The organism is Burkholderia sp. AcTa6-5, from assembly GCF_017815075.1.
GTDB classification, from domain to species: domain Bacteria; phylum Pseudomonadota; class Gammaproteobacteria; order Burkholderiales; family Burkholderiaceae; genus Burkholderia; species Burkholderia sola.
In genome coordinates this window covers 89,258-111,610 of sequence record NZ_JAGIQE010000018.1, presented here as the reverse complement: position 1 = coordinate 111,610, position 22,353 = coordinate 89,258, and the positions used below count along the sequence as shown (strand labels likewise).

The 22,353-nt window shown below is 66.4% G+C and carries 20 protein-coding genes, 1 tRNA gene and 1 pseudogene; 9 read left to right on the top strand and 13 right to left on the bottom strand.

Annotation, left to right across the window (positions count from 1 at the left end):
* Positions 1 to 7: 7 nt before the first annotated feature.
* The 4 genes from J8I33_RS23340 to J8I33_RS23325 are packed head-to-tail and all read right to left on the bottom strand — an operon-like array spanning position 8 to position 2,006.
* Positions 8 to 256, bottom strand: coding sequence for an acyl carrier protein (locus tag J8I33_RS23340; protein ID WP_050012965.1), 249 nt, complete (start codon positions 254 to 256; stop codon positions 8 to 10).
* Positions 253 to 558: a phosphopantetheine-binding protein gene (locus J8I33_RS23335; protein ID WP_050012966.1), complete on the bottom strand. Its 306-nt coding sequence runs from the start codon at positions 556 to 558 to the stop codon at positions 253 to 255. Before J8I33_RS23335 ends, J8I33_RS23340 begins: the two co-directional genes overlap by 4 nt.
* Positions 533 to 1,327 (bottom strand): lysophospholipid acyltransferase family protein, encoded by a 795-nt coding sequence (locus J8I33_RS23330; RefSeq protein ID WP_050012967.1) that lies wholly within the window; start codon positions 1,325 to 1,327, stop codon positions 533 to 535. The genes J8I33_RS23335 and J8I33_RS23330 overlap by 26 nt, the downstream gene beginning before the upstream one ends.
* Entirely contained in the window at positions 1,311 to 2,006 is a 696-nt protein-coding gene (locus tag J8I33_RS23325; RefSeq protein ID WP_209939141.1) for a beta-ketoacyl synthase chain length factor, read from the bottom strand. The genes J8I33_RS23330 and J8I33_RS23325 overlap by 17 nt, the downstream gene beginning before the upstream one ends.
* Before the next feature lie 297 nt (positions 2,007 to 2,303).
* Between J8I33_RS23325 and J8I33_RS23320 the strand changes: the two are divergent.
* Positions 2,304 to 2,768, top strand: a pseudogene (locus J8I33_RS23320) (IS30 family transposase); the annotation flags it as partial.
* 298 nt (positions 2,769 to 3,066) lie between these two features.
* Here J8I33_RS23320 and J8I33_RS23315 read toward each other — a convergent pair.
* The 6 genes from J8I33_RS23315 to cysS all read right to left on the bottom strand — a co-directional run bounded on the left by J8I33_RS23315 (position 3,067) and on the right by cysS (position 9,678).
* Positions 3,067 to 3,160 (bottom strand) — tRNA-Ser (locus tag J8I33_RS23315).
* Between the two features lie 110 nt (positions 3,161 to 3,270).
* Positions 3,271 to 4,524, bottom strand: coding sequence for an aspartate kinase (locus J8I33_RS23310; RefSeq protein WP_050012969.1), 1,254 nt, complete (start codon positions 4,522 to 4,524; stop codon positions 3,271 to 3,273).
* A gap of 342 nt (positions 4,525 to 4,866) precedes the next feature.
* Positions 4,867 to 6,288 carry a tRNA lysidine(34) synthetase TilS gene (gene tilS / locus J8I33_RS23305; RefSeq protein WP_124594018.1) on the bottom strand — a complete coding sequence of 474 codons (1,422 nt, stop codon included), beginning with the start codon at positions 6,286 to 6,288 and terminating at the stop codon, positions 4,867 to 4,869.
* 46 nt (positions 6,289 to 6,334) lie between these two features.
* Positions 6,335 to 7,306, bottom strand: coding sequence for an acetyl-CoA carboxylase carboxyltransferase subunit alpha (locus J8I33_RS23300; RefSeq protein WP_006478433.1), 972 nt, complete (start codon positions 7,304 to 7,306; stop codon positions 6,335 to 6,337).
* A gap of 103 nt (positions 7,307 to 7,409) precedes the next feature.
* A complete protein-coding gene (locus tag J8I33_RS23295; protein ID WP_124556731.1) occupies positions 7,410 to 8,237 on the bottom strand; it encodes a DNA-3-methyladenine glycosylase in 828 nt (275 codons plus the stop codon).
* Positions 8,238 to 8,280: 43 nt separating this feature from the next.
* Entirely contained in the window at positions 8,281 to 9,678 is a 1,398-nt protein-coding gene (gene cysS / locus J8I33_RS23290; protein ID WP_124651481.1) for a cysteine--tRNA ligase, read from the bottom strand.
* Between the two features lie 234 nt (positions 9,679 to 9,912).
* Here cysS and J8I33_RS23285 point away from each other — a divergent pair, with 234 nt between their 5' ends.
* The 4 genes from J8I33_RS23285 (at position 9,913) to J8I33_RS23270 (ending at position 12,658) form a co-directional block, all read left to right on the top strand.
* Positions 9,913 to 10,635, top strand: coding sequence for a tetratricopeptide repeat protein (locus tag J8I33_RS23285; protein ID WP_209939140.1), 723 nt, complete (start codon positions 9,913 to 9,915; stop codon positions 10,633 to 10,635).
* A gap of 39 nt (positions 10,636 to 10,674) precedes the next feature.
* Positions 10,675 to 11,250, top strand: a complete 576-nt coding sequence (locus J8I33_RS23280; protein ID WP_209939139.1) for a peptidylprolyl isomerase — start codon at positions 10,675 to 10,677, stop codon at positions 11,248 to 11,250.
* A gap of 88 nt (positions 11,251 to 11,338) precedes the next feature.
* Positions 11,339 to 11,830 (top strand): peptidylprolyl isomerase, encoded by a 492-nt coding sequence (locus J8I33_RS23275; protein WP_006478428.1) that lies wholly within the window; start codon positions 11,339 to 11,341, stop codon positions 11,828 to 11,830.
* Positions 11,831 to 11,857: 27 nt separating this feature from the next.
* Positions 11,858 to 12,658, top strand: a complete 801-nt coding sequence (locus tag J8I33_RS23270) for a UDP-2,3-diacylglucosamine diphosphatase (RefSeq protein WP_209939138.1) — start codon at positions 11,858 to 11,860, stop codon at positions 12,656 to 12,658.
* Positions 12,659 to 12,710: 52 nt separating this feature from the next.
* Here the strand turns inward: J8I33_RS23270 and cysE are convergent, their stop codons facing one another.
* Together cysE and J8I33_RS23260 are read right to left on the bottom strand one after the other, a co-directional pair.
* Positions 12,711 to 13,484: a serine O-acetyltransferase gene (gene cysE / locus J8I33_RS23265; protein ID WP_027784824.1), complete on the bottom strand. Its 774-nt coding sequence runs from the start codon at positions 13,482 to 13,484 to the stop codon at positions 12,711 to 12,713.
* Positions 13,485 to 13,788: 304 nt separating this feature from the next.
* A complete protein-coding gene (locus J8I33_RS23260) occupies positions 13,789 to 14,613 on the bottom strand; it encodes an RNA methyltransferase (protein ID WP_050012976.1) in 825 nt (274 codons plus the stop codon).
* Positions 14,614 to 14,893: 280 nt separating this feature from the next.
* Between J8I33_RS23260 and J8I33_RS23255 the strand changes: the two genes are divergently transcribed.
* From J8I33_RS23255 to J8I33_RS23240, 4 genes are all read left to right on the top strand, one after another.
* Positions 14,894 to 15,697, top strand: a complete 804-nt coding sequence (locus tag J8I33_RS23255) for an inositol monophosphatase family protein (RefSeq protein WP_050012977.1) — start codon at positions 14,894 to 14,896, stop codon at positions 15,695 to 15,697.
* A 304-nt stretch (positions 15,698 to 16,001) separates the two neighbouring features.
* Complete coding sequence (locus tag J8I33_RS23250; RefSeq protein WP_209939137.1) at positions 16,002 to 17,624, top strand: NAD(P)/FAD-dependent oxidoreductase; 1,623 nt, start codon at positions 16,002 to 16,004, stop codon at positions 17,622 to 17,624.
* Positions 17,625 to 17,904: 280 nt separating this feature from the next.
* The gene (gene mutS / locus J8I33_RS23245; protein ID WP_209939136.1) at positions 17,905 to 20,562 is read left to right on the top strand and encodes a DNA mismatch repair protein MutS; all 2,658 of its coding nucleotides are present in this window, start codon (positions 17,905 to 17,907) and stop codon (positions 20,560 to 20,562) included.
* Positions 20,543 to 21,814 carry a hypothetical protein gene (locus J8I33_RS23240; protein ID WP_089488586.1) on the top strand — a complete coding sequence of 424 codons (1,272 nt, stop codon included), beginning with the start codon at positions 20,543 to 20,545 and terminating at the stop codon, positions 21,812 to 21,814. The genes mutS and J8I33_RS23240 overlap by 20 nt, the downstream gene beginning before the upstream one ends.
* Here J8I33_RS23240 and J8I33_RS23235 read toward each other — a convergent pair.
* Positions 21,794 to 22,336 carry a peptidylprolyl isomerase gene (locus J8I33_RS23235; RefSeq protein ID WP_011694320.1) on the bottom strand — a complete coding sequence of 181 codons (543 nt, stop codon included), beginning with the start codon at positions 22,334 to 22,336 and terminating at the stop codon, positions 21,794 to 21,796. The genes J8I33_RS23240 and J8I33_RS23235 overlap by 21 nt on opposite strands.
* Positions 22,337 to 22,353 lie beyond the last annotated feature (17 nt).

The window sequence follows — 22,353 nt, the reverse complement described above, 5'->3', positions numbered from 1 at the left end:
GCTATCGTCACGCGCGCGCGAGCAGCGCGTGAACGGCGGCAACGACGTCACCGACGGTCCGAACCGACTTGAACTCTTCGGGCTTGATGCGCTTGCCCGTCATTTCCTGAAGCTTGATGGCCAGATCGACTGCGTCGATGCTGTCCAGGTCGAGTTCCTCGAACAGGTGCGTATCGGGCGTCACGCGCTCGGGCTCGATCGCGAAATTCTCATGAAAGATCGCGCGGATGCGCTCCAGGATTTCAGCGTCGGTCACGAGTGGGCCCCTTTTTCCAGCACGGCTTCTTGCGATGCGTGATGAGACTGCTGATCGGCAATGAAGGCCGCCAGCGTGTTGATCGACCGGAAATGCGCTTTCGTGCGCTCGTCGTTCGCCGCGATCGTCAATTGAAACTTCTTGCGCAGCATGATGCCGACTTCCAGTGCATCAACGGAATCGAGCCCGATCCCGTCGGTCGAGAATAGCGGCGCGTCGTCGTCGATTTCGTCGACCGTCATGTCGCTAAGATCGAGCATCTCGATCAGAAGCTGCTTAATTTGCAGTTTTAAAGTATCCATGCTGAAACAGGCGTTGAGTAATGTGTACTTCCACCTCGCGGGCAATGCTGCGAGCGGCAATCGACGGCGGCGCCACGCTCGGCGCCAGCCGGTTCGGATCCATCGGCTCCAGCACGTCGATGCGCATGCGAAACGCACGAGACGGCACGTGATACCAACGAAGCGTCTTGGTAAATACCGGCGGATCGCAATCGATCAGAACCGGCTGGATCCGCGTGCGCGACTGCAGCGCCATATGCGCGAAGCCGCGCGAGAACGCATGCAGGCGATCGCCCCCTGGGCTGCGCGTCCCTTCCGGAAAGATGATCATCGTGTAGCCCGCCGCCAGTTGCCTCGCTCCGGCCTCGACGAGATCAGTGGCATCTGCATTACTTACGTACTCGGCTGCACGGACGATGCCCCAGAAACACGGGTTGCCCCAGTGACCGCGCTTGACGACGCAGCATGCCTTCGGCGTCAACGACAGCAGCACCATGACGTCGAGCCAGGTCGGGTGATTGGCGACAACGATTGCCGGGCCGCCTTTTGCAAGGCGCTCGACGCCGCTCAGCTCGAGCCTCATCACGCCGATACGCTGCAGTAATGCAACCAGCGCGCGGAAGAAATAATGGATGACAAGTGTCACGCCGCGCTGACGCGAGCGCCGGTGCGGCCATACCCCGCCGACGACGATTGCCAGCAACGAGAACACCGATCCGCACAGCGCAAAAAAAACCAGGCTCGCGCCAGTCGCGAACAGGCGCCAGCCGTAGTCAAGCCGCGCGATCATGCCAGCTCCATCGCCACGATGCGTGCTGACCGCGCCACGACGCCGTCGTGCGCGCCGACAGACAACGCAGCACCGCCGCGCTTTGCGTACCGGCCGCATCGCCGGTCGCCCCCGCCTCACTCGGGCCATCCTCCGCCACTTCACAGACCAGATGACCGGCCGGCTCGCCGGCATCGAGCAGAATCGCCAGCCCCACGCTCTCCGTGTCGTCATCGACGTCGCCGTAGACGGGATCGGCCGGCTCGTGCGCATAGACGAGCAACACCGGCGATGCCGGCGACGTTTCGTATTGGGAATAAGCTTCGAGCAGCGCGTAACCGAGCGTTTCATGCCCGGCCGCGACCGCGGTCGCGGCGGACCGGTCACGCCGGGCGATTCCGAATATGCCTGTAACGGCATTGAGGACCGAAAGACTGAAGGCCGTCGGCGAGACAGGTTCCGCGGCGCCAATGGCGGCGAGAATGCCGCTGGTACGCACCAGTTCGCCGTGACGCGATGCGAATACCACACGCACCGGATTTTGCGTCCCGACACAGTCGTAGGCGACCTGAAGCGCGAGACGCGACAGCCGGCTCAAGCGACGTCGCACCATCGGATCGAGGGCTTCGACGCCCGGCACCCCCGCGGTCGAAATCGACGTCCATCTGGCGATTGGCATGGTCCAATGCAAATCGGCCATTTTTTTGTTCTCTTTGAGATTACTTCGCTGAGGGTAATTTTTCTATTGTGCTGCTCGCCAGTGCGCTGTCACACCCCGCTTTCGCCGAGCGCGCTGTCGTGTATATCGGCCTCAACGGAGGAGACATCGACTTATGGGCTCCCGAGCCACATATGCCCGATAAGACAAGCAATCACATCAGTGAGCACAATACGATCGCACTGCCAACCAGCTTAACTTATCCGGCGCATTGTTTCGGCGAGACTGTAGCAGGACCGTCGCGCAAAATCAACGCGAGGGCCCGGCGCACATCGGCATTTGATACTGTTTGCAAATTGTAATGAAGCCATCGATCCGGGGTCCTCGGAACGCGCTGAAGTATGGCTCGTCAGCAGTCGAAGAAGGATCAGTGAACGCCCCGCCACGCCGGAGGATCGCGCAATACCCAAACACCGGAAAGGCGACTTGCTATTGGGCAACGCAAGTGGCCGGATTTCGATCGTCGTCGAACGCCAAAACCGGTTTGTGATGCCGGTTAAAGTAGCCGGCAAGGATGCCGAAGCCGTGGTCAACACATTGATACGACATGCCAGCGAATTATCGCCGAAACGATATAAGTCGCTGGCCTGGGACCGGGGTATGGAAATGGCGAATCACAAAGGCTTTACGGTCGCAATCGACGTTCGGGTCTCTTTCCGCGATCCGCGGAATCCGGGGCAACGCGACTCGAATGAAAACATGAATGGGCTGCCGAGGCAGTACTTCACGAAGAGTACTGACGTCTCTGCCTATTCCCAAGCCGAGCTCGACACCATGGCAAGAGGGCTCAACCAACGCCCCTCGAGACGCAGAACCTTGATACTCCGGTTGAGCAGTTCCATCAATTTGCGGCATCGACCGGTTAATTTCGCACCCAACGCTAGCCGTTCCTTTACATGGAGCGGCAATAACCCGTCACACCGCCTCCGACCGTCGAAATGCGCACGGACCCGCGCGGAGCAGGGTTGCAAGGGTCTACGGAGGAGCCGAAAAAGAAAAAGCCCCGCAAGTCCGAGAACTTGCGGGGCTTTGTCACCGCTTTTGGCGGAGACGGAGGGATTCGAACCCTCGATCCAGGTTTTGGCCCAGATGCTCCCTTAGCAGGGGAGTGCCTTCGACCTCTCGGCCACGTCTCCCAAACTTTCGCTCGCACCAGGGAGGCAGTGCGACGAGAACGAAATAATATAGGGTTTCGAACCGCGCGTCAATTTCCGTGACGCATTTTCTTCAATGCATCACGAAAAATTCACGACGCCTGGTCGAGTTCGAACACCTTGTGCAACGCTCGGACGGCCAGCTCCATGTACTTTTCGTCGATCAGCACCGAAATCTTGATTTCGGACGTCGAGATCATCTGGATGTTGATGCCCTCTTCCGACAGCGTGCGGAACATCTTGCTCGCGACGCCCACGTGCGAACGCATGCCGACGCCGACGACCGACACCTTCGACACCTTCGGGTCGCCCTGCACGCGCTCGGCGCTCACATGGCCCTGCACCTGGTTGGTGAGGATGTCCATCGCCTTCTGGTAGTCGCCGCGACCAACCGTGAACGTGAAGTCGGTTTTGCCTTCGACGCTCTGGTTCTGGATGATCATGTCGACGTCGACGTTCGCATCGGCCACCGGGCCGAGGATCTGATATGCGATGCCCGGCTTGTCGGGCACGCCCATCACCGCAATGCGTGCTTCGTCGCGCTGGAACGCGATGCCGGAAATGACTGCCTTTTCCATGGTCTCGTCTTCTTCAAAAGTAATCAGGGTGCCCGAGCGCATTTCTTCGTCGAGCGCAATCAGCGGATCGGTCAGGCTCGACAGCACACGCGTCTTCACCTGGTATTTGCCGGCGAATTCGACCGAGCGGATCTGCAGGACCTTCGAGCCGAGGCTGGCCATTTCCAGCATCTCCTCGAACGTCACGCGATCGAGGCGGCGCGCCTCTTCGACGACGCGCGGATCGGTCGTGTAGACGCCGTCGACGTCGGTATAGATCAGGCACTCTTCGGCGCCCAGCGCAGCGGCCACCGCCACCGCCGACGTGTCCGAACCGCCGCGGCCCAGCGTCGTGATGTGGCCGTCCGGATCGACGCCCTGGAAGCCCGTGATGATCACGACCTTGCGGGCGTTCAGGTCGGCCTTCACGCGCTCGTCGTCGATCGAGTGAATGCGTGCCTTCGTAAACGCGCTGTCCGTCTTGATCGGCACTTGCCAGCCGGCATAGCTCACGGCCTCGACGCCGATTTCCTGCAGCGCGATCGACAGCAGGCCGACGCTGACCTGCTCGCCGGTCGACGCGATCATGTCGAGCTCACGCGGGCTCGGCTGGCTCGAAATCTCTTTCGCAAGACCGAGCAGACGGTTGGTTTCGCCGGACATCGCCGAAGGCACGACCACCATCTGGTGCCCGGCCTGATGCCATTTTGCGACGCGTTTCGCGACGTTCTTGATGCGCTCGACCGAGCCCATCGAAGTGCCGCCGTATTTGTGTACGATGAGTGCCATTGTCGTTCTGAACTGGAGGAGAAGCCGCACGGGCGCGCTGGGCAGGCCGCGTTGCCGTTCGGTCACGCGGCTTGTGGCTGTGGACGGACGACGAGGGGGACGGCTGGGACGCAACACGCAAGCGTGACGGATTTTGCCCGGAAGGCCGATCAGGCCGCGCAAACCGGGTACGTCACGCGGAAAACCTGCACAAAACGCTCAAAAATCGAGCCGAGCAAACGACCGAGCGTACCCGATAGACGCCCACTTGACAAGCCGCGCGCCGTGTCGCCGGCCGTTCCGGCGCTGTTTACCAAATGGTGAAAATGGGCGCGCCATCGCGCAGCCGGCAGCCCGCCGCCGCTATGCGATCAGCAGGTCGGGACGCCATTCGAGCCGGCGCCATGCGGCGGCGCCCAACGTCGCGTCGGCAAGCTCGCCGATGTCGCGATTGACGCCCAGCCGCGGCACGTAGATCAGCCGGTCACCCGCGAACAGCAGCGGCACGTCGCGCTGCCAGGCCGGCACGCCGCGCTCCTGGAACAGATTCTTCAGCGTCCGGCCAGGCCCGCCCGGCGACGTGCGCATCCGTTCGCCGCCGGCCCGCGCACGCGCCGCCAGCCGCGCACCGCGCAGCAGCCCCTCCGGCACCGCATCGGCGCTGCCCGCATCGGCCGGCGCGAACACGAACGTGCCGCGCCATCCCGGCAGGTGCCACACGTCCTGTCCGTCCCATGCGAGTGCCACCTCCGGTTGCGACGTACCCGTGCCGTCGTCGGCGGGCTCGCTGCTGTCGCCCGCTTCCCAGTAGACGACGTCGCGATAGAGCCGCAGGCACTGCCCCGCGTGATCGACGCGCAGCGCATGCGCGTCGTGGGCCGCCCGCAGTTGCCGCATCATGTTGGCGAGCCGGGCCGCCGACGCGCCCGGCAAACCGAGCCGGCGCATCCAGAAGCGCAGCAGGTTCGCGCCGCGCGTGTCGTCGAAGCCGATCAGCGCGTCGCGCGACAGCGCCTGACCGTCATCGCGCGCGGCGACAGCGAAATCCAGCTCGGCCAGATCGTCGAGCAGCCGCTGAGCGGCCGCCGCATGCTGGGCCGCACGACCGAGCGCGTCGCGAAAGCCCGGGAAATGCACGGCCAGCGCCGGCAGCACGTCGACGCGCAGCGCATTGCGCGCATAGCGCGTATCACCGTTCGATTCGTCGTCGATCCACGCGAGCGCGTGCTGCTCCGCATAGCGCTCAAGTTGTGCGCGCAACAGTCTCAGCAATGGACGCACGCGCTCGATGCTCACGCCGTCGGGGCGATAACGCGGGGCCATCGCGGCGAGCCCCGCGATTCCCGCCCCGCGCAGCAGTTGCAGCAGCACCGTCTCGGCCTGGTCGTCCGCATGTTGCGCGAGCCACAGCGCCGCCACGCCGTGGCGCTCGCCCATCTCGTCGAGCGCCGCGTAGCGACGCTCGCGCGCCGTCGCCTCGATACCGAGCCCGCTGTCGCGCGGCACGTCGACGCGCATCGATTCGAACGCGACACCGAGCCGCGCCGCCTGCCCTTCGGCATGCGCGACCCACGCATCGGCGTTCGCGCTCAGGCCGTGATGCACGTGCAGCGCGACGCAGCGCGATGCGCCCGCGACGCGCACGGCCGCATCGAGCAGCACGGTCGAATCGAGGCCGCCGCTGTACGCGATCGCGATGCGCGCATCCGGCGGCAGGCCGGAAAGCGCAACGCCGACCGCGTCGAGTACGACGCGGTCGGTGGAGAATTCGGTGGGCGGGATCACGAGCGGGACGCGCGCGCAGCGGCGCGCGCATTGAATACACGGCCGGTCATGCGCCCGGCGTGGTTTCCTTGAACTTGCCGTAGGCCATCAGGCGCTCGAAGCGGCGCTCGCGCAGCGCATCGATGCTCATGCCCTGGAACTGGCGCAGCGAATCGGCGAGCGCACGGCGCAGCAGCGCGGCCATGCCCTTCGGATCGCGATGCGCGCCGCCGAGCGGCTCGTTGATGATCTTGTCGATCAGGCCGAGCGCCTTCAGGCGGTGCGCGGTCAGGCCCAGCGCTTCCGCGGCTTCCGGCGCCTTCGCGGCGCTCTTCCACAGGATCGACGCGCAGCCTTCCGGCGAGATCACCGAGTAGGTCGAGAACTGCAGCATCATCACGGTATCGGCCACGGCGATCGCGAGCGCGCCGCCCGAACCGCCCTCGCCGATCACCGTCGTGATGATCGGCGTCTTCAACTCGGCCATCACGTACAGGTTGCGGCCGATCGCCTCCGACTGGCCGCGCTCTTCCGCGCCGATGCCCGGGTACGCGCCCGGCGTGTCGACGAACGTGAAGATCGGCAGTCCGAACTTCTCGGCCAGACGCATCAGGCGTTCGGCCTTGCGATAGCCTTCCGGACGCGGCATCCCGAAGTTGCGCGCGGCGCGCTCCTTCGTGTCGCGACCCTTCTGGTGACCGATCACCATGCACGGATGACCGCCGAAGCGCGCGAGACCGCCGACGATCGACAGGTCGTCCGCGAACGCGCGATCGCCATGCAGCTCGTGAAAATCGGTAAACAGTTCCGCGACGTAATCGAGCGTGTACGGCCGCTGCGGATGCCGCGCGATCTGCGAAACCTGCCACGGCGACAGGTTCGCGTAGAGGTCTTTCGTCAGTTGCTGGCTTTTCTTCGACAGCCGCTCGATTTCTTCCGAAATATCGACAGCCGAGTCGTCCTGCACGAACCGCAGCTCTTCGATCTTGGCCTCGAGTTCGGCGATCGGCTGTTCGAAATCCAGAAATGTGGTCTTCATGTGTTCGAATCCTTGGGTCTTGCGGCAGCGCGTATTCTACCCGCGCGGGCGATGCTCAAAACCGGCTCTCAACTATTGATGTTTAAAACCCGATAGCCGACGCTCAGGCGTCGGCGTCGGGCGCATCGAGACTGCGCCACATGTACCAGGTCGCGACGGTGCGCCACGGCTCCCAGTTGGCCGCAACCTCGCGCGCCTCGCTGCGCGTGACGGGTTCTCCGCTGAAGTAATTGACGCTGATCGCGCGGATCAGGCCCGGGTCGTCGAGCGGCAGCACGTCCGGCCGCGACAAGTTGAAGATCAGGAACATCTCGGCCGTCCAGCGGCTGATGCCGCGGATCTGCGTGAGTTCCGCGATCACGTCCTCGTCGTCCATCGACATCCATTTGTCGACGTGCAGCGCCCCCGACACGAAATGCTGCGCGAGATCGAGGATGTATTCCGTCTTGCGCTTGGACAACCCGCACGCGATCAGCTTGTCCGCGCCGAGCCGGATCACCGGTTGCGGCGCGAGCTTCGGACAGGCGTCCTCGATGCACGCCCACAGCGACTGGGCGGACGGCACCGAAATCTGCTGGCCGACGACCGAGCGCGCGAGCGTGACGAACGGGTCGCCGCGCTTCACGAGATGCGCGGGACCGAACTTCGGAATCAGCTTCTTGAGGATCCGGTCGCGCTTGACGAGGTCCGCGCACGCCTTGTCCCAATAGGCGGGGCGCACGACGACCTCCTCGCCGTCCGCCTCGGACGCACGGGTCTTGCGGGCCGCGTCGGCGGCCGGCAGCGCGGCGGCCGGCTGCGCATGACCGTTCAGCGCGCCGTTCGGCACGGCGCGTGTCGCGTCCGCCTTCGTCGCCGGGACGCGCTTGGCTGCCGGACGCGCGGCGACCGGAGTCGCGCGCCTGACCGGCGCTTTTCTGGCCGTTGCCATCTTGCCTCCTACCTGACGGATCGGTCAGTGGAACGCGCCGCGCTCATACGCGACGCCATTCGGTCGATCCGCCCGGTTTGTCTTCAAGTGCGATGCCGGCTTCGAGCAGTTCCGCCCGGATCCGGTCCGCTTCGGCATAGTCCTTCGCTTGCTTCGCCGCGACGCGCGCGGCGATCTTCGCTTCGATCTCGTCGGCCGCGAGCCCGCCCGCCTGCGCGGCGCCGGACGCCTGCTGCAGGAACGCGCGCGGTTCGCGGCCCAGCAGGCCGAGCAGGCCCGCCAGCTGTTTCAGTTGCCGCGCGAGCGACGCATCGCGCGTGCGGTTGACTTCGCCCGCCAGCTCGAACAGCGTCGCCACCGCGACCGGCGTGTTGAAATCGTCGTTCATCGCGGCCGCGAAACGCTGCGCATGCGGCTCGTTCCAGTCGAGCGGGAGCGTGTCGGGCTCGACATCCTTCAGCGCGGTGTACAGACGCGTGAGCGACGCGCGTGCATCGTCGAGATGCACGTCGCTGTAATTGAGCGGCGAACGGTAGTGCGTGCGCACGATGAAGAAGCGCATGACTTCCGCGTCGTAACGCTCGAGCACCTCGCGGATCGTGAAGAAGTTGCCGAGCGATTTCGACATCTTCTCGTTGTCGACCTGCACGAAGCCGTTGTGCATCCAGTAATTGACGAACGTCTCGCCGGTCGCGCCTTCGCTCTGCGCGATCTCGTTCTCGTGGTGCGGGAATTGCAGATCCTGCCCGCCGCCGTGGATGTCGAAATGATTGCCGAGCAGCGAGCAGCCCATCGCCGAGCACTCGATGTGCCAGCCCGGACGCCCCATCCCGTACTTCGACGCCCACGACGCGCCGTCCGGCTCGTCCGCCTTCGCGCGCTTCCACAGCACGAAGTCGAGCGGATCCTGCTTCGCGTCGTTCGCGGCGACGCGTTCGCCCGCGCGGAGATCGTCCAGCGACTTGCCCGACAGCTTCCCGTAGTTCGCGAACTTGCGCACGGAGTAATTGACGTCGCCGTCGGTCGCCTGGTACGCGTAGCCGTTCGCCTCGAGCGTCTCGATCATGCCGAGCATCTGCGGGATAAACTGCGTCGCGCGCGGCTCGATGTCGGGCCGCTGGATGCCGAGCGCGGCTTCATCCTCGTGCATCGCGCCGATGAAGCGGTCGGTCAGCGACTTGATCGTCTCGCCGTTCTCGACCGCGCGGCGGATGATCTTGTCCTCGATGTCGGTGATGTTGCGCACGTACGTGACCCGATAGCCGATCGCACGCAGCCAGCGCTGGACGAGGTCGAACACGACCAGCATGCGCGCATGGCCCACGTGACAATAGTCGTAGACGGTGATCCCGCATACGTACATCCGCACTTCGCCGGGCTGGCGCGGCACGAAAACTTGCTTGTCACGCGCGAGCGTGTTGTAGATGCGCAGTGATTCCATAGAGATGAACCGTGAGCCGAAGGAAACCGCCCTGGCGAAGCTCGCCCAGCATGTGAAACGGACGGACCATCTGCCGCGGCGCCAGGCCGCGCGTCCTCGATATCACATGGGGCGGTCAGGCTGCAAGCACAGCGGTGACGGCCACGAGAGGCTAAGAAAGACTGTCTGCCGCTCGCCGGAACGCGCAGACGTTTTGTTAGAATGGGTCGGAGTATAACATTCCGATTTACGCCTATGAAACCTCATCGCGGCCGCGCGCCGAGCGCTGCGACCCTCGTTGCGACCACCGTCATGGGCGTCGCGCTGACGCTTTTCGCAGCGCCCGCGGCGCATGCGCAAAAGGCCCCGGCGGTCGCCGACGGCACCCCGGAAGTCAACGCATCGATCGCCGGCAAGCAGTGGAAGCAGGCGCTCGCGCAGCTCGACGCGCGCATCGCGTCGAACCCGCGCGACGTGCAGGCGCAGTTCAAGCGCGGCACCGTGCTGGCCCGCCTGAACCGCGACGACGACGCGATCCAGCAGTTCGTCGCGATCACGCAGGCGTACCCCGAACTGCCCGAGCCGTACAACAATCTCGCGGCGCTCTACGCGAAGCACGGCCGCTATGACGAAGCGCGCACCGCGCTCGTCACCGCGACGCAATCGAACCCGAGCTACTCGCTCGCGTACGAGAACCTCGGCGATCTGTACCTGCGCCTCGCGGCCGAATCGTACAAGCGCGCGCAATCGCTCGGCCGCACGAGCGGCGCGACCGCGCAGCGCCTCGCCGATCTGCAGAAAATCGTGTCGCCGTCGAAAGCCGCGCCAAACGCCCGCGCGACGTCGCCGGCCACGCGCGACTACACCGACCGCGCCGCCGCGAACGTGAGCACCACCACGCTGCCGATGTCGCCGACGTTCCAGTTCAGCGGTCCGTCGGGCGCACTGGCGGCACCGTACGTCGCGCCGTCGAAATAAGCGGCGCGGCCTTCCTTCCCTCCCAACCTGAGGATCGCAATGAAACGTCTGTTGCTGGCGCTTGGCGCCGCCGCCCTTCTCGCGACCGCGCCCGCGTTCGCGCAAACGGCCACCGCGCACCCCGTCGTGCAGCTGAAGACCTCGCAGGGCGACATCCGCGTCGAGCTCTATCCGGAGAAGGCGCCGAAATCCGTCGCCAACTTCCTCGATTACGTGAAGGCCGGCCAGTACAACGGCACGATCTTCCATCGCGTGATCAAGGGCTTCATGATCCAGGGCGGCGGCTACAAGACCAACTTCGAGGAAAAGCCGACCCGCGCGCCGATCCCGCTGGAAAGCCGCAATGGTCTGAAGAACCTGACGGGCACGATCGCGATGGCGCGCACGAGCGATCCGAATTCGGCCACCGCGCAGTTCTTCATCAACACGGTCGACAACGGCGGCCTCGACTACCCGAACCCGGACGGCAACGGCTATGCGGTGTTCGGCAAGGTCGTGTCGGGCCTCGACGTCGTGAAGAAGATCGAAGGCGTGGCGACGACCTCGCGCGGGCCGATGCAGGACGTGCCGGCGCAACCGGTCGTGATCGAATCGGCGAGCATCGTCTCCAAGTAAGCACCTGCCGGCACGTCCGGCGCCACACGCGGCCGCGTCGCACGACCGGCCGCGTGCCATTTAAACCGCCTCACCGAAGGAATTCATCATGGTTGAACTGCATACGAACCACGGCGTGATCAAGCTCGAACTCGACGCCGCGAAGGCACCGAAGACGGTCGAGAACTTCCTGAACTACGTGAAGAAGGGCCATTACGACGGCACCGTGTTCCATCGCGTGATCAACGGCTTCATGATCCAGGGCGGCGGCTTCGAGCCGGGCCTGAAGCAGAAGCCGACCGACGCGCCGATCGACAACGAAGCGAACAATGGCCTGAAGAACGACAACTACACGGTCGCGATGGCGCGCACGAACGATCCGCACTCGGCGACCGCCCAGTTCTTCATCAACGTGAACGACAACGACTTCCTGAACCACTCGTCGCCGACGCCGCAGGGCTGGGGCTACGCTGTGTTCGGCAAGGTCGTCGAAGGCCAGGACGTGGTCGACAAGATCAAGGGCGTCAAGACGGGCAACGCCGGCTTCCATCAGGACGTGCCGACCGACGACGTCGTGATCGAAAAGGCCGTGGTGGTCTGACGCACCAGCCGTTACGGAGGCACTTCGATGTTGCAGGAGAGTCCGCCGCGAAGCGTCTCCGCGGGCGTGCCGGGCGAGCGCGAATACGCGCAAGCCGCACGCCCGTTCCTGTTTCTGTCCGATCTGCACCTGAGCGAGGCGATTCCGAAGACGGTCGCCGCGTTCGAGCATTTCGTGAAATACACCGCCGACAGCGCCGACTCGGTGTTCATCCTCGGCGACCTGTTCGAATACTGGATCGGCGACGACATCCTCGACGACGATCCGTTCGCCGCGCGCATGGCCGCGCTGATGCACACGTTCTCGGAGCGCGGGATCGCGCTCTACGTGATGCACGGCAACCGCGATTTCCTGCTCGGCCGGCGCTTCATGAAGGCGGCCGGCGCAATGCTGTTGCCCGACCCTTCGCTGATCATGGCATTCGGCCAGCGCATCGTGCTCGCGCACGGCGACGCGCAGTGCACGGCCGACCGCGGCTACCAGGTGTTCCGCCGCTTCGCGCGCAACCGCGTCGCGCAATGGCTGTTTCTCGCGTGGCCGTTCCGCTGGCGCCGTGCGCTCGCGCAGCGCATGCGCTCGACCAGCAAAGCGGGCCGGATGCGCCCTGCTTCGGCCGCCTACGACGTCACGCGGGAAGGCGTGGCCGCGCTGTTCCGGAAAAGCCGCGCGAGCGTGATCATTCACGGCCACACGCACCGCCCCGCGCGCCACGCGGAACCGGGCGGGATCCGCTGGGTGCTGCCCGACTGGGATCTCGATCACGGCATGCCGCGCGGCGGCTATCTGCGCGTCGACTCGGAAGGCATCCACGCGATGCCGCTCGACTGACGCCGCCGCTGCCGTCGCACCGACCAGCAGCGATCAGTGCGCGTCACGTTCGTTACATCTGGCGTTCGACCGTCTTGCCTTCCAGCACCGCCGACAGCCTGCGCAGGTCGAGGCGCGCCGCGTCGGCGCCCTGCAGCGTTTCCAGATGCGTGCCGAGCCGCTCGAGCGCCGCGACGATTTCGTCGACGCGGCGGCTTTCCTTCGCCGCGTGATCGATCAACCCGTGAATCGCGAGCGACATCGGATCGTCCGCGTTCGGCGTGATCCCGTACGCGCAGAACGCCGCGCGCTCGGGCTGCGGCTTCGGCTGCGCCGGCATCACGATGCGCGCCGGATTGCCGACCGCGGTGCCGCCCGCCGGCACCGGCTTGACGACCACCGCGTTCGAGCCGATCTTCGCGCCCGCGCCGACCGTGAAACCGCCGAGCACCTTCGCGCCGGCGCCGACGATCACGCCGGCTTCCAGCGTCGGGTGACGCTTCGCGCCGCGCGTGAGCGACGTGCCGCCCAGCGTCACGCCCTGATAGATCGTGCAGTCGTCGCCGATGATCGCCGTCTCGCCGATCACGACGCCCATGCCGTGATCGATGAACACGCGCCGGCCGATCGTCGCGCCGGGATGGATCTCGATCCCCGTCAGGAACCGGCCGGCCTGCGACGCGAACCGCGCGAGCCAGTAGCGTTTCGCGCGCCAGCAGGCGTGCGCGAAACGGTGCAGCACGAGCGCATGCAGCCCCGGATAACAGGTCAGCACTTCCCACGCACTGCGAGCGGCGGGATCCCGCTCGCGAATCGTTGCAACGTCTTCGCGCAGTCTCGTGAACATGATGTGATCTGGGAAAAGGCCGGCGCGCATCGCCGGCAATGCCGGCCGTTATCGCGCCGGGTCATTTGCTTATGACGTCCGGCGATTGTAGGGCCAGTCGCGCCCGGCCGCACGCGGTCGCGCGTTCACCCCGCCGTCGGCGCGGGTATTCGGCCGGGACGCTTGTTGCGGCGGGGTTTCCGGAGGCGATCGGTCGGGAGAAACAGCCGGTTCGACGTCTCCGGCAGGCCGACGCACGGCCTGCCCGGCCGCACGCCGCATCCAGCGGACTCCCGCCCCGCCCGCCAATCGGAGCGCCGGCCGCCTACGCGTCGCCGTCCGGCTTGCCCGACTTCAGCAGGATGTGCTTCGCGACGCCGCGCAAGATGTTGACCTCCTCGCGCTCGAGGCCCGTGCGCGCAAACAGGCGCCGCAGCCGCGGCATCAGCTTCTTCGGATTGCGCGGATCGAGGAAGTCGAGCGCGATCAACGCGTTCTCGAGGTGCACGTACATGCGCTCGATCTCGTCGCTCTGCGCGAGCGTGCCGGCTTCGGCCGGCGGCTGCGCCGACGGCTCGCTCGCCTGTTCGAGAAACGCGACGCGCAACTCGTACGCGAGCACCTGCACGGCCTGCGCAAGATTCAGCGAACTGTAGGCCGGGTTGGCCGGAATATGCGCGAGCGCGCTGCACTGGTCGACATGCTCGTTCGCGAGACCGGTGCGCTCGTTGCCGAACACGAGCGCGATGTCGCCCACGCCGACCTGCGCGCTCGCCTGCGCGGCGGCCGCGCGCGGCGCGAGGCGCGGCGGTCCGTATTCGCGCGTGCGCGCGGTCAGCGCGATCGACCAGTGCACGCCGGACAGCGCTTCGCCGAGCGTCGGCACGACGTGCGCGGACGCGAGGACGTCGTCCGCGCCGCTGGCCATCGCGATCGCCTCGGGGTCGCTCTGCACGTGCGGCACGCGCGGCGCGACCAGCACGAGACGCGAGAAGCCCATCGTCTTCAGCGCGCGGGCCGCCGCCCCGACGTTGCCGGGATGGCTCGGCTCGACGAGCACGAAGCGGGTGGACGTGAAGCCGCCGGACGGCGGCGCGGACGAGGCCGCGCCCGATTCGGACGGCGCGGCGGTGTTCTGCGGGGTTTCCACTACGATACGACTCGGTTCATCAGAATGGCCGTATGGTATCGCCATCGCCCGCGCAAACCCACTCGTCCGGACGGCCAGTGGGGTTTCCCCGCATGCCGGTCGCCTGAAACCGCCGAAAATCGGGTAAAATCATGCCCTTACGCGTTGCGCTCGGCGCAGCGCGGGTCGTACCCCGCTCTTTGTCAATTCGCGTCTCACCTCGCCCCGGCACGCTTGCGCCGTTCCGGGCGGTTGTCCCACTTCGTGGCGGCCCGTGCCGCCGGCTACAGGATCCAGGCTCATGCATCCCATGCTCAACATTGCTGTCAAGGCTGCGCGCCGCGCCGGACAGATCATCAATCGCGCGTCCCTCGATCTCGACCTGATCGAGATCCGCAAGAAGCAGCAGAACGACTTCGTCACCGAAGTGGACAAGGCCGCCGAAGACGCGATCATCGAGACGCTGAAGACCGCCTACCCCGACCACGCGATCCTCGCGGAGGAATCGGGCGAATCGGAGAACGAATCCGAATTCAAGTGGATCATCGATCCGCTCGACGGCACGACCAACTTCATCCACGGCTTCCCGTACTACTGCGTATCGATCGCGCTCGAGCACAAGGGCGTCGTCACGCAGGCCGTCGTCTACGATCCGAACAAGAACGACCTGTTCACGGCCACCCGCGGCCGCGGCGCGTACCTGAACGACCGCCGCATCCGCGTGGGCCGCCGCGACCGCCTGTCGGACGCGCTGGTCGGCACGGGCTTCCCGTTCCGCGAGAAGGACGGCCTCGACGCGTACGCGCGCCTCTTCACCGAAATGACGCAGGCCTGCACGGGCCTGCGCCGCCCGGGCGCGGCGGCGCTCGACCTCGCGAACGTCGCGGCCGGCCGCCTCGACGCGTTCTTCGAGCAAGGCATCAACGTGTGGGACATGGCCGCGGGCAGCCTGCTGATCACCGAGGCCGGCGGCCTCGTCGGCAACTACACGGGCGACGCCGATTTCCTGCATCGCCATGAAATCGTCGCCGCGAACCCGAAGATCTACGCGCAAATGATTCCGATCCTGAACCGCTACAGCCGCATGCATCCGGCAGCGGAGTAAGCCCGGGCCGCGCCCGCGTGGCGCGGCTCTCGCGCAAGCCGCTCGCGCGACATCGTCGTGATGGCGCGCCGATCGCCCGACACGCGGGACAATCTTCCGTGTACGCGGGCCGCTTCGTGCGCCTATCCTGAAGTTGCTCGAGTTGCGCGTTCGAGCCGGCGTACTGCCGCTCGCACCGCTTGTCCCGCGACGACAGCGTAGGGTTTGCGTCCGGCATGCCCGCGCGGCGAAGCACGCCGTAGGCGTGCCGGCCCCGCCTGTATCAACATCGCCACGGCGCCGTGGCAATCGCATCCGAGTCATCATGTTACGGCTAAGCGAAATTAAACTCCCCCTCGACCACCCCGAGAGCGCGCTCGAGGCCGCGATTCGCGCGCGCCTCGCGGAGCTTGGCGTGGCACCAGACGGGCTGCTCCGTTACACCGTGTTCCGCCGCGCGCACGACGCGCGCAAGCGCGCCGACATCAAGCTCACGTATATCGTCGATATCGAAGTCAATGACGAAGCGGCCGCGCTCGAGCGCATCGCCGGCAAGCCGAATTGCGGCGTGACGCCCGACATGGCGTACCACTTCGTCACGAAGGCGCCCGAACACGCCGATTTCCTGCGCCCGGTCGTCATCGGCATGGGGCCGTGCGGGCTGTTCGCGGGGCTGATCCTCGCGCAGATGGGGTTCCGTCCGATCATCCTCGAACGCGGCAAGGCCGTGCGCGAGCGCACCAAGGACACCTTCGGCCTGTGGCGCAAGAGCGTGCTCAATCCCGAATCCAACGTGCAGTTCGGCGAAGGCGGCGCGGGGACGTTTTCCGACGGCAAGCTGTACAGCCAGATCAAGGATCCGAACCACTATGGCCGCAAGGTGCTGGACGAATTCGTCAAGGCCGGCGCACCGGAGGACATCCTGTATCTGAGCCGCCCGCACATCGGCACGTTCCGCCTCGTCAGCATGGTGGAAAAAATGCGCGCTTCGATCCACGAGCTCGGCGGCGAAGTGCGTTTCGAAACCCGCGTCGACGACATCGAAATCGACCAGGGCAAGGTGCGCGCGCTCAAGCTGTCCAACGGGGAAACGCTGCGGTGCGACCGCGTGGTGCTGGCCGTGGGCCACAGCGCGCGCGACACGTTCCAGATGCTGCACGACCGCGGCGTCTACATCGAAGCCAAGCCGTTCTCGCTGGGTTTCCGCATCGAGCATCCGCAGGGGTTGATCGATCGCAGCCGCTTCGGCAAGTTCGCGGGCCACAAGCAACTCGGCGCGGCCGACTACAAGGTGGTCCACCACGCAAGCAACGGGCGCGCGGTCTACAGCTTCTGCATGTGCCCGGGCGGCACGGTGGTCGCCGCGACCTCGGAGCCGGGCCGCGTGGTCACCAACGGGATGAGCCAGTATTCGCGCGCCGAGCGCAATGCGAACGCGGGCATCGTCGTCGGCATCACGCCGGACGACTATCCGGGCGGCCCGCTCGCGGGCATCGCGTTCCAGCGCAAATGGGAAGAACGCGCGTTCGAACTCGGCGGCGGCGATTACCGCGCGCCGGGCCAGTTGGTCGGCGATTTCATCGCGGGCCGGCCATCGACGTCGCTGGGCGCCGTGGAGCCTTCGTACAAGCCCGGCGTGAATCCGACCGATCTCGGCACCGCCCTGCCGGACTACGTGATCGAAGCGATCCGCGAAGCGCTGCCGGAGATCGACAAGAAGATCGCCGGCTTCGCGATGCACGACGCCGTGCTCACCGGCGTGGAGACGCGCACGTCGTCGCCGATCCGGATTCGACGCAAGGACGACTACCAGAGCATGAACGTCGAAGGCCTGTATCCGGCCGGCGAAGGCGCCGGGTATGCGGGCGGCATCTATTCGGCCGCGATCGACGGCATCGAAGTCGCGCAGGCGGTGGCGCTCAGCCTGACGTCGGCGCACGCGTCCTGATCGACGGTACGGGGTGGGCGCGCGCAGGCTCGCAAGCCGGGCGCCGCCGCCCTGCCGCGCGCGTGGCAACGCTTTCGATCGGGAATGGTGAAAGCGCGCGCGGCTGCCGGCCATGCGCCCTTTCGTCGGCGCCTGATGGCCGACGATCGTGAGCCAGCGCTCGAGGTCGGTTGCCGCTGCACGGCGCCGCCGGCAATCGACCAAACGGCCAACTTCGCACGTTCGCGTCGAAGCCACTGGTAAACTCGGGCAACCCAAGCAACAACTTCATGCCTGACCTATGACCACGCTGTCGCCCGAAGCCTTCGCAGGCCACACCCCGATGATGCAGCAGTACCTGCGCATCAAGGCCGATCATCCGGACACGCTCGTCTTCTACCGGATGGGCGACTTCTACGAGCTGTTCTTCGAGGATGCGGAAAAAGCGGCACGCCTGCTCGACCTGACCCTCACGCAGCGCGGTGCGTCGGCCGGCACGCCGATCAAGATGGCCGGCGTCCCGCATCACGCGGTCGAGCAGTATCTGGCGAAGCTCGTGAAGATGGGCGAATCGGTCGCGATCTGCGAGCAGATCGGCGATCCAGCCACGTCGAAGGGCCCGGTCGAGCGCAAGGTCGTGCGCGTCGTCACGCCCGGCACGCTGACCGATGCCGCGCTGCTGTCCGACAAGAACGACGTCTACCTGCTCGCGATGTGCACCGGCCACAACAAGCGCGGCGTCGCGGTCAATATCGGCCTCGCGTGGCTGAACCTCGCGAGCGGTGCGTTGCGGCTCGCCGAGATCGAGCCCGAACAGCTCGCCGCCGCGCTCGAGCGCATCCGGCCGGCCGAAATCCTGACGCCGGACGGCGCGACCGACGCCCTTCCCGCCGGCGCAGGCGCAAGCAAGCGCATGCCGGCCTGGCACTTCGACATCGCGTCGGGCACGCAGCGTCTGTGCGACCAGCTCGACGTCGCGAGTCTCGACGGTTTCGGCGCGCATTCGCTGACGAGCGCGTGCGGTGCGGCCGGCGCGCTGCTGCTCTACGCAGCGGCCACGCAAGGCCAGCAACTGCGGCACGTGCGCAGCCTGAAGGTCGAGAACGAAACCGAATACATCGGGCTCGATCCGGCCACGCGCCGCAATCTCGAACTGACCGAGACGCTGCGCGGCACCGAGTCGCCCACGCTGTATTCGCTGCTCGACACCTGCTGCACGACGATGGGCAGCCGCCTGCTGCGTCACTGGCTGCATCACCCGCCGCGCGCGTCGGTCGCCGCGCAGTCGCGCCAGCAGGCGATCGGCGCGCTGCTCGATGCGCCGGCCAACGCAAGCCTCGATGCGCTGCGCAGCGCGCTGCGCCAAATCGCCGACGTCGAACGGATCACCGGGCGGCTCGCGCTGCTGTCCGCTCGCCCGCGCGACCTGTCGAGCCTGCGCGACACGTTCGCCGCGCTGCCGGCGCTGCGCGAGCGCATCGGCGCGATCGTCGCGAACGCGGATGCGCTCGCGCGCGTCGACGCGGCGCTCGCGCCGCCCGCCGAATGCCTCGACCTGCTGACGAGCGCGATCGCCACCGAGCCGGCCGCGATGGTGCGCGACGGCGGCGTGATCGCGCGCGGCTACGATGCCGAGCTCGACGAGTTGCGCGACATTTCGGAGAACTGCGGGCAGTTCCTGATCGATCTCGAAGCGCGCGAGCGCGCGCGCACCGGCATCGCGAACCTGCGCGTCGAATACAACAAGGTGCACGGGTTCTACATCGAGGTCACGCGCGGCCAGACCGACAAGGTGCCCGACGATTACCGCCGCCGCCAGACGCTGAAGAACGCCGAGCGCTACATCACGCCGGAACTGAAGACCTTCGAGGACAAGGCGCTGTCCGCGCAGGAACGCGCATTGGCCCGCGAGCGCGCGCTGTACGACTCGGTGCTGCAGGCGCTGCTGCCGTTCATCCCCGAATGCCAGCGCGTCGCGTCGGCCCTCGCCGAGCTCGACCTGCTGGCGGCCTTCGCCGAACGCGCACGCGCGCTCGACTGGGTCGCGCCGACCTTCACCGACGAGATCGGCATCGAAATCGAGCAGGGTCGCCATCCGGTCGTCGAAGCGCAGGTCGAGCAGTTCATCGCGAACGACTGCCGGTTCGGCGCCGAGCGCAAGCTGCTGCTGATCACCGGCCCGAACATGGGCGGTAAGTCGACGTTCATGCGACAGACCGCGCTGATTGCGCTGATGGCGTACGTCGGCAGCTACGTGCCGGCGAAGTCGGCGTGCTTCGGCCCGATCGACCGGATCTTCACGCGCATCGGCGCGGCCGACGATCTCGCGGGCGGCCGCTCGACCTTCATGGTCGAGATGACCGAAGCCGCGGCGATCCTCAACGACGCGACGCCGCAAAGCCTCGTGCTGATGGACGAGATCGGCCGCGGCACGTCGACCTTCGACGGCCTCGCGCTCGCGTGGGCCATCGCGCGCCACCTGCTCGCGCACAACGCGTGCTACACGCTGTTCGCGACGCACTACTTCGAACTGACGCAACTGCCGGCCGAATTCCCGCAAGCGGCCAACGTCCACCTGTCGGCCGTCGAGCACGGCCACGGGATCGTGTTCCTGCACGCGGTCAACGAAGGCCCGGCGAACCAGAGCTACGGCCTACAGGTCGCGCAGCTCGCGGGCGTTCCGGCGTCGGTGATCCGCGCCGCGCGCAAGCACCTCGCGTATCTCGAACAGCAGTCGGCATCCCAGCACACGCCGCAACTCGATCTTTTCAGCGCGCCGCCGGCGGCCGTAGACGATCTCGAATGCGCGGACGCGCCGGCGCTGCCCGACACGCCGCATCCGGCGCTCGAAAAACTGCGCGACATCGATCCCGACGATCTCAAGCCGCGCGAGGCGCTCGACCTGCTGTACGAACTGCGTACGCTGGTCCGGTCGCACGATGCCGACGGGCACGCGTAAGCGCGTTGCGCGCGGCCTGCCGGCCCGCGCCGCCGCCGCGCTGGTCGCGGCGGTCCTTGCGCTGGCGCAGGCCGCTGCGCTGGCCGCGCCGCCCAAGCGCAGCGCGGCGCCCTACTCGTTCGCGGTCGTGTCGGGCGTCATCAACGTCCCGGCGGACGAACCGGCCGCACAGCGGCTGCTCGATGCGATCGCACGCGAGCGCAACCTCGCGTTCGTCGTCTACGCAGGCGATCTCAAAGGCTCGAAGGAAGCATGCCGCGACACGCTGTATGCGCAGCGCGGCGCGATCCTGGATTCGGCGCGCGTGCCGCTCGTGTTCATTCCCGGCCACGACGACTGGATCGCGTGCAGCACCGCGGCCGGCGGCGGCTACGACCCGGTCGAGCGGCTCGATTTCCTGCGGCAGACGCTGCTCGCCGACGCGGCGCTGCCCGATCCCGGCGCGCTGCAGATTACGCGGGAGAGCGAAGTCGCACGGTTCCGGCCGTATCGCGAAAACGCACGCTGGATGCGCGACGACATCGTCTACGTCGCACTCAATGCGCCGGCGCCGAACAACCATTATTTGACGGCGGGCGGGCGCAACGGCGAATTCGAGGATCGCATCGTCGCGAACGGCTTCTGGATCGACCACGCGGCCGAATATGCGAAGCGGCGCGAAGCACGCGCGATGGTCGTGATTTTCGAAGGCGATCCGCAGTTCGAACGCTATGAACGCTCGGAGCGCTTCGCGTGGCTGCGTTTCAACCGGCCGCGCGTGCGCGACGGCTTCCGTGAGCTGAAACGAACGCTGGTGAAGGCGGCGGCGACGTTCCGCGGCCCGATCCTGGTGATGCACGCGAGCGGCGAACCGCTGGCGAACGGCTTTCTGATCGACCGTCCGCTGCATGGCGACGACGGTGAGCTGGTAGGAAACGTGACGCGCGTCGCGATCGGACCGCGCCATCCGGCGAATCAGTGGGTGAAGGTCAGCGTCTCGCCGGCGCGGCAGACGATCTTCAACGTGAGCCTGCAGGAGGTGCCGAAGAACCTGCCGGTGCCGCCCACGCTGCCGCTCGCGCCGCGCGACGACGTGCCGCTGCCGCAGATGCCGGAAATTCCCGCGCTGCCGGCGCTGCCCGACGCGTCGTCGGTCGCGCCGCCGCTGCAGGGCGACGGCGCCGCACCGGGCGGCGCGTCGTGGCCGGCACCATCCCCCGCATCGGGGCCGGCGCCGGGCCTGCCGGCAAGCTCAGTGCAGCGTACGCCCTGACGGCGCTTCGCCGTCTTCGTCGTCATCCTCGTCGACGATCTCGAGCCCTTCCGCGCCATGCGCGTGCTCGTGCTCGATTTCGTCTTCGGTGGCTTCGCGAACGTCCTTCACGGTCAGCGCGAAACGCAGCGCCATGCCCGCCAGCGGGTGATTGCCGTCGAGCACGACCTTGTCTTCGGCGATATCGGTGACCGTATAGATCAGCGAGTCGGCTTCCTCGTCACCGTCTTCCGGCGTGCCTTCGAACTGCATGCCCACTTCGAGCGGCTCGGGAAAACGGTCGCGCGGCTCGATCTTCACGAGTTCGGGATCGTAGTCGCCGAACGCATCTTCCGGCTCGAGCTGGATCTGCGCCTGGTAGCCCGCCTCGTGGCCGTCGAGCTGTTCCTCGATCTTGGGGAACGTGCCATCATAGCCGCCGTGCAGATAGACCATCGGCTCGTCGCTTTCCTCGATCAGATTGCCCTGTGCGTCCGACAGCTTGTAGGTGACCGACACGACGGTGTTTTTTGCGATTTTCATCCAATTCTCCCAAATAC

What these genes read in the sequence shown, in the direction of transcription:
- J8I33_RS23335 (WP_050012966.1), bottom strand. Translation starts at nt 558, where the DNA reads ATGGATACTTTAAAACTGCAAATTAAGCAGCTTCTGATCGAGATGCTC.
- J8I33_RS23270 (WP_209939138.1), top strand. Translation starts at nt 11,858, where the DNA reads ATGTTGCAGGAGAGTCCGCCGCGAAGCGTCTCCGCGGGCGTGCCGGGC.
- J8I33_RS23330 (WP_050012967.1), bottom strand. Translation starts at nt 1,327, where the DNA reads ATGATCGCGCGGCTTGACTACGGCTGGCGCCTGTTCGCGACTGGCGCG.
- J8I33_RS23235 (WP_011694320.1), bottom strand. Translation starts at nt 22,336, where the DNA reads ATGAAAATCGCAAAAAACACCGTCGTGTCGGTCACCTACAAGCTGTCG.
- J8I33_RS23300 (WP_006478433.1), bottom strand. Translation starts at nt 7,306, where the DNA reads ATGAAGACCACATTTCTGGATTTCGAACAGCCGATCGCCGAACTCGAG.
- J8I33_RS23295 (WP_124556731.1), bottom strand. Translation starts at nt 8,237, where the DNA reads ATGGCAACGGCCAGAAAAGCGCCGGTCAGGCGCGCGACTCCGGTCGCC.
- J8I33_RS23310 (WP_050012969.1), bottom strand. Translation starts at nt 4,524, where the DNA reads ATGGCACTCATCGTACACAAATACGGCGGCACTTCGATGGGCTCGGTC.
- cysS (WP_124651481.1), bottom strand. Translation starts at nt 9,678, where the DNA reads ATGGAATCACTGCGCATCTACAACACGCTCGCGCGTGACAAGCAAGTT.
- J8I33_RS23325 (WP_209939141.1), bottom strand. Translation starts at nt 2,006, where the DNA reads ATGGCCGATTTGCATTGGACCATGCCAATCGCCAGATGGACGTCGATT.
- J8I33_RS23255 (WP_050012977.1), top strand. Translation starts at nt 14,894, where the DNA reads ATGCATCCCATGCTCAACATTGCTGTCAAGGCTGCGCGCCGCGCCGGA.
- J8I33_RS23250 (WP_209939137.1), top strand. Translation starts at nt 16,002, where the DNA reads ATGTTACGGCTAAGCGAAATTAAACTCCCCCTCGACCACCCCGAGAGC.
- J8I33_RS23280 (WP_209939139.1), top strand. Translation starts at nt 10,675, where the DNA reads ATGAAACGTCTGTTGCTGGCGCTTGGCGCCGCCGCCCTTCTCGCGACC.
- J8I33_RS23240 (WP_089488586.1), top strand. Translation starts at nt 20,543, where the DNA reads ATGCCGACGGGCACGCGTAAGCGCGTTGCGCGCGGCCTGCCGGCCCGC.
- cysE (WP_027784824.1), bottom strand. Translation starts at nt 13,484, where the DNA reads ATGTTCACGAGACTGCGCGAAGACGTTGCAACGATTCGCGAGCGGGAT.
- J8I33_RS23275 (WP_006478428.1), top strand. Translation starts at nt 11,339, where the DNA reads ATGGTTGAACTGCATACGAACCACGGCGTGATCAAGCTCGAACTCGAC.
- mutS (WP_209939136.1), top strand. Translation starts at nt 17,905, where the DNA reads ATGACCACGCTGTCGCCCGAAGCCTTCGCAGGCCACACCCCGATGATG.
- J8I33_RS23285 (WP_209939140.1), top strand. Translation starts at nt 9,913, where the DNA reads ATGAAACCTCATCGCGGCCGCGCGCCGAGCGCTGCGACCCTCGTTGCG.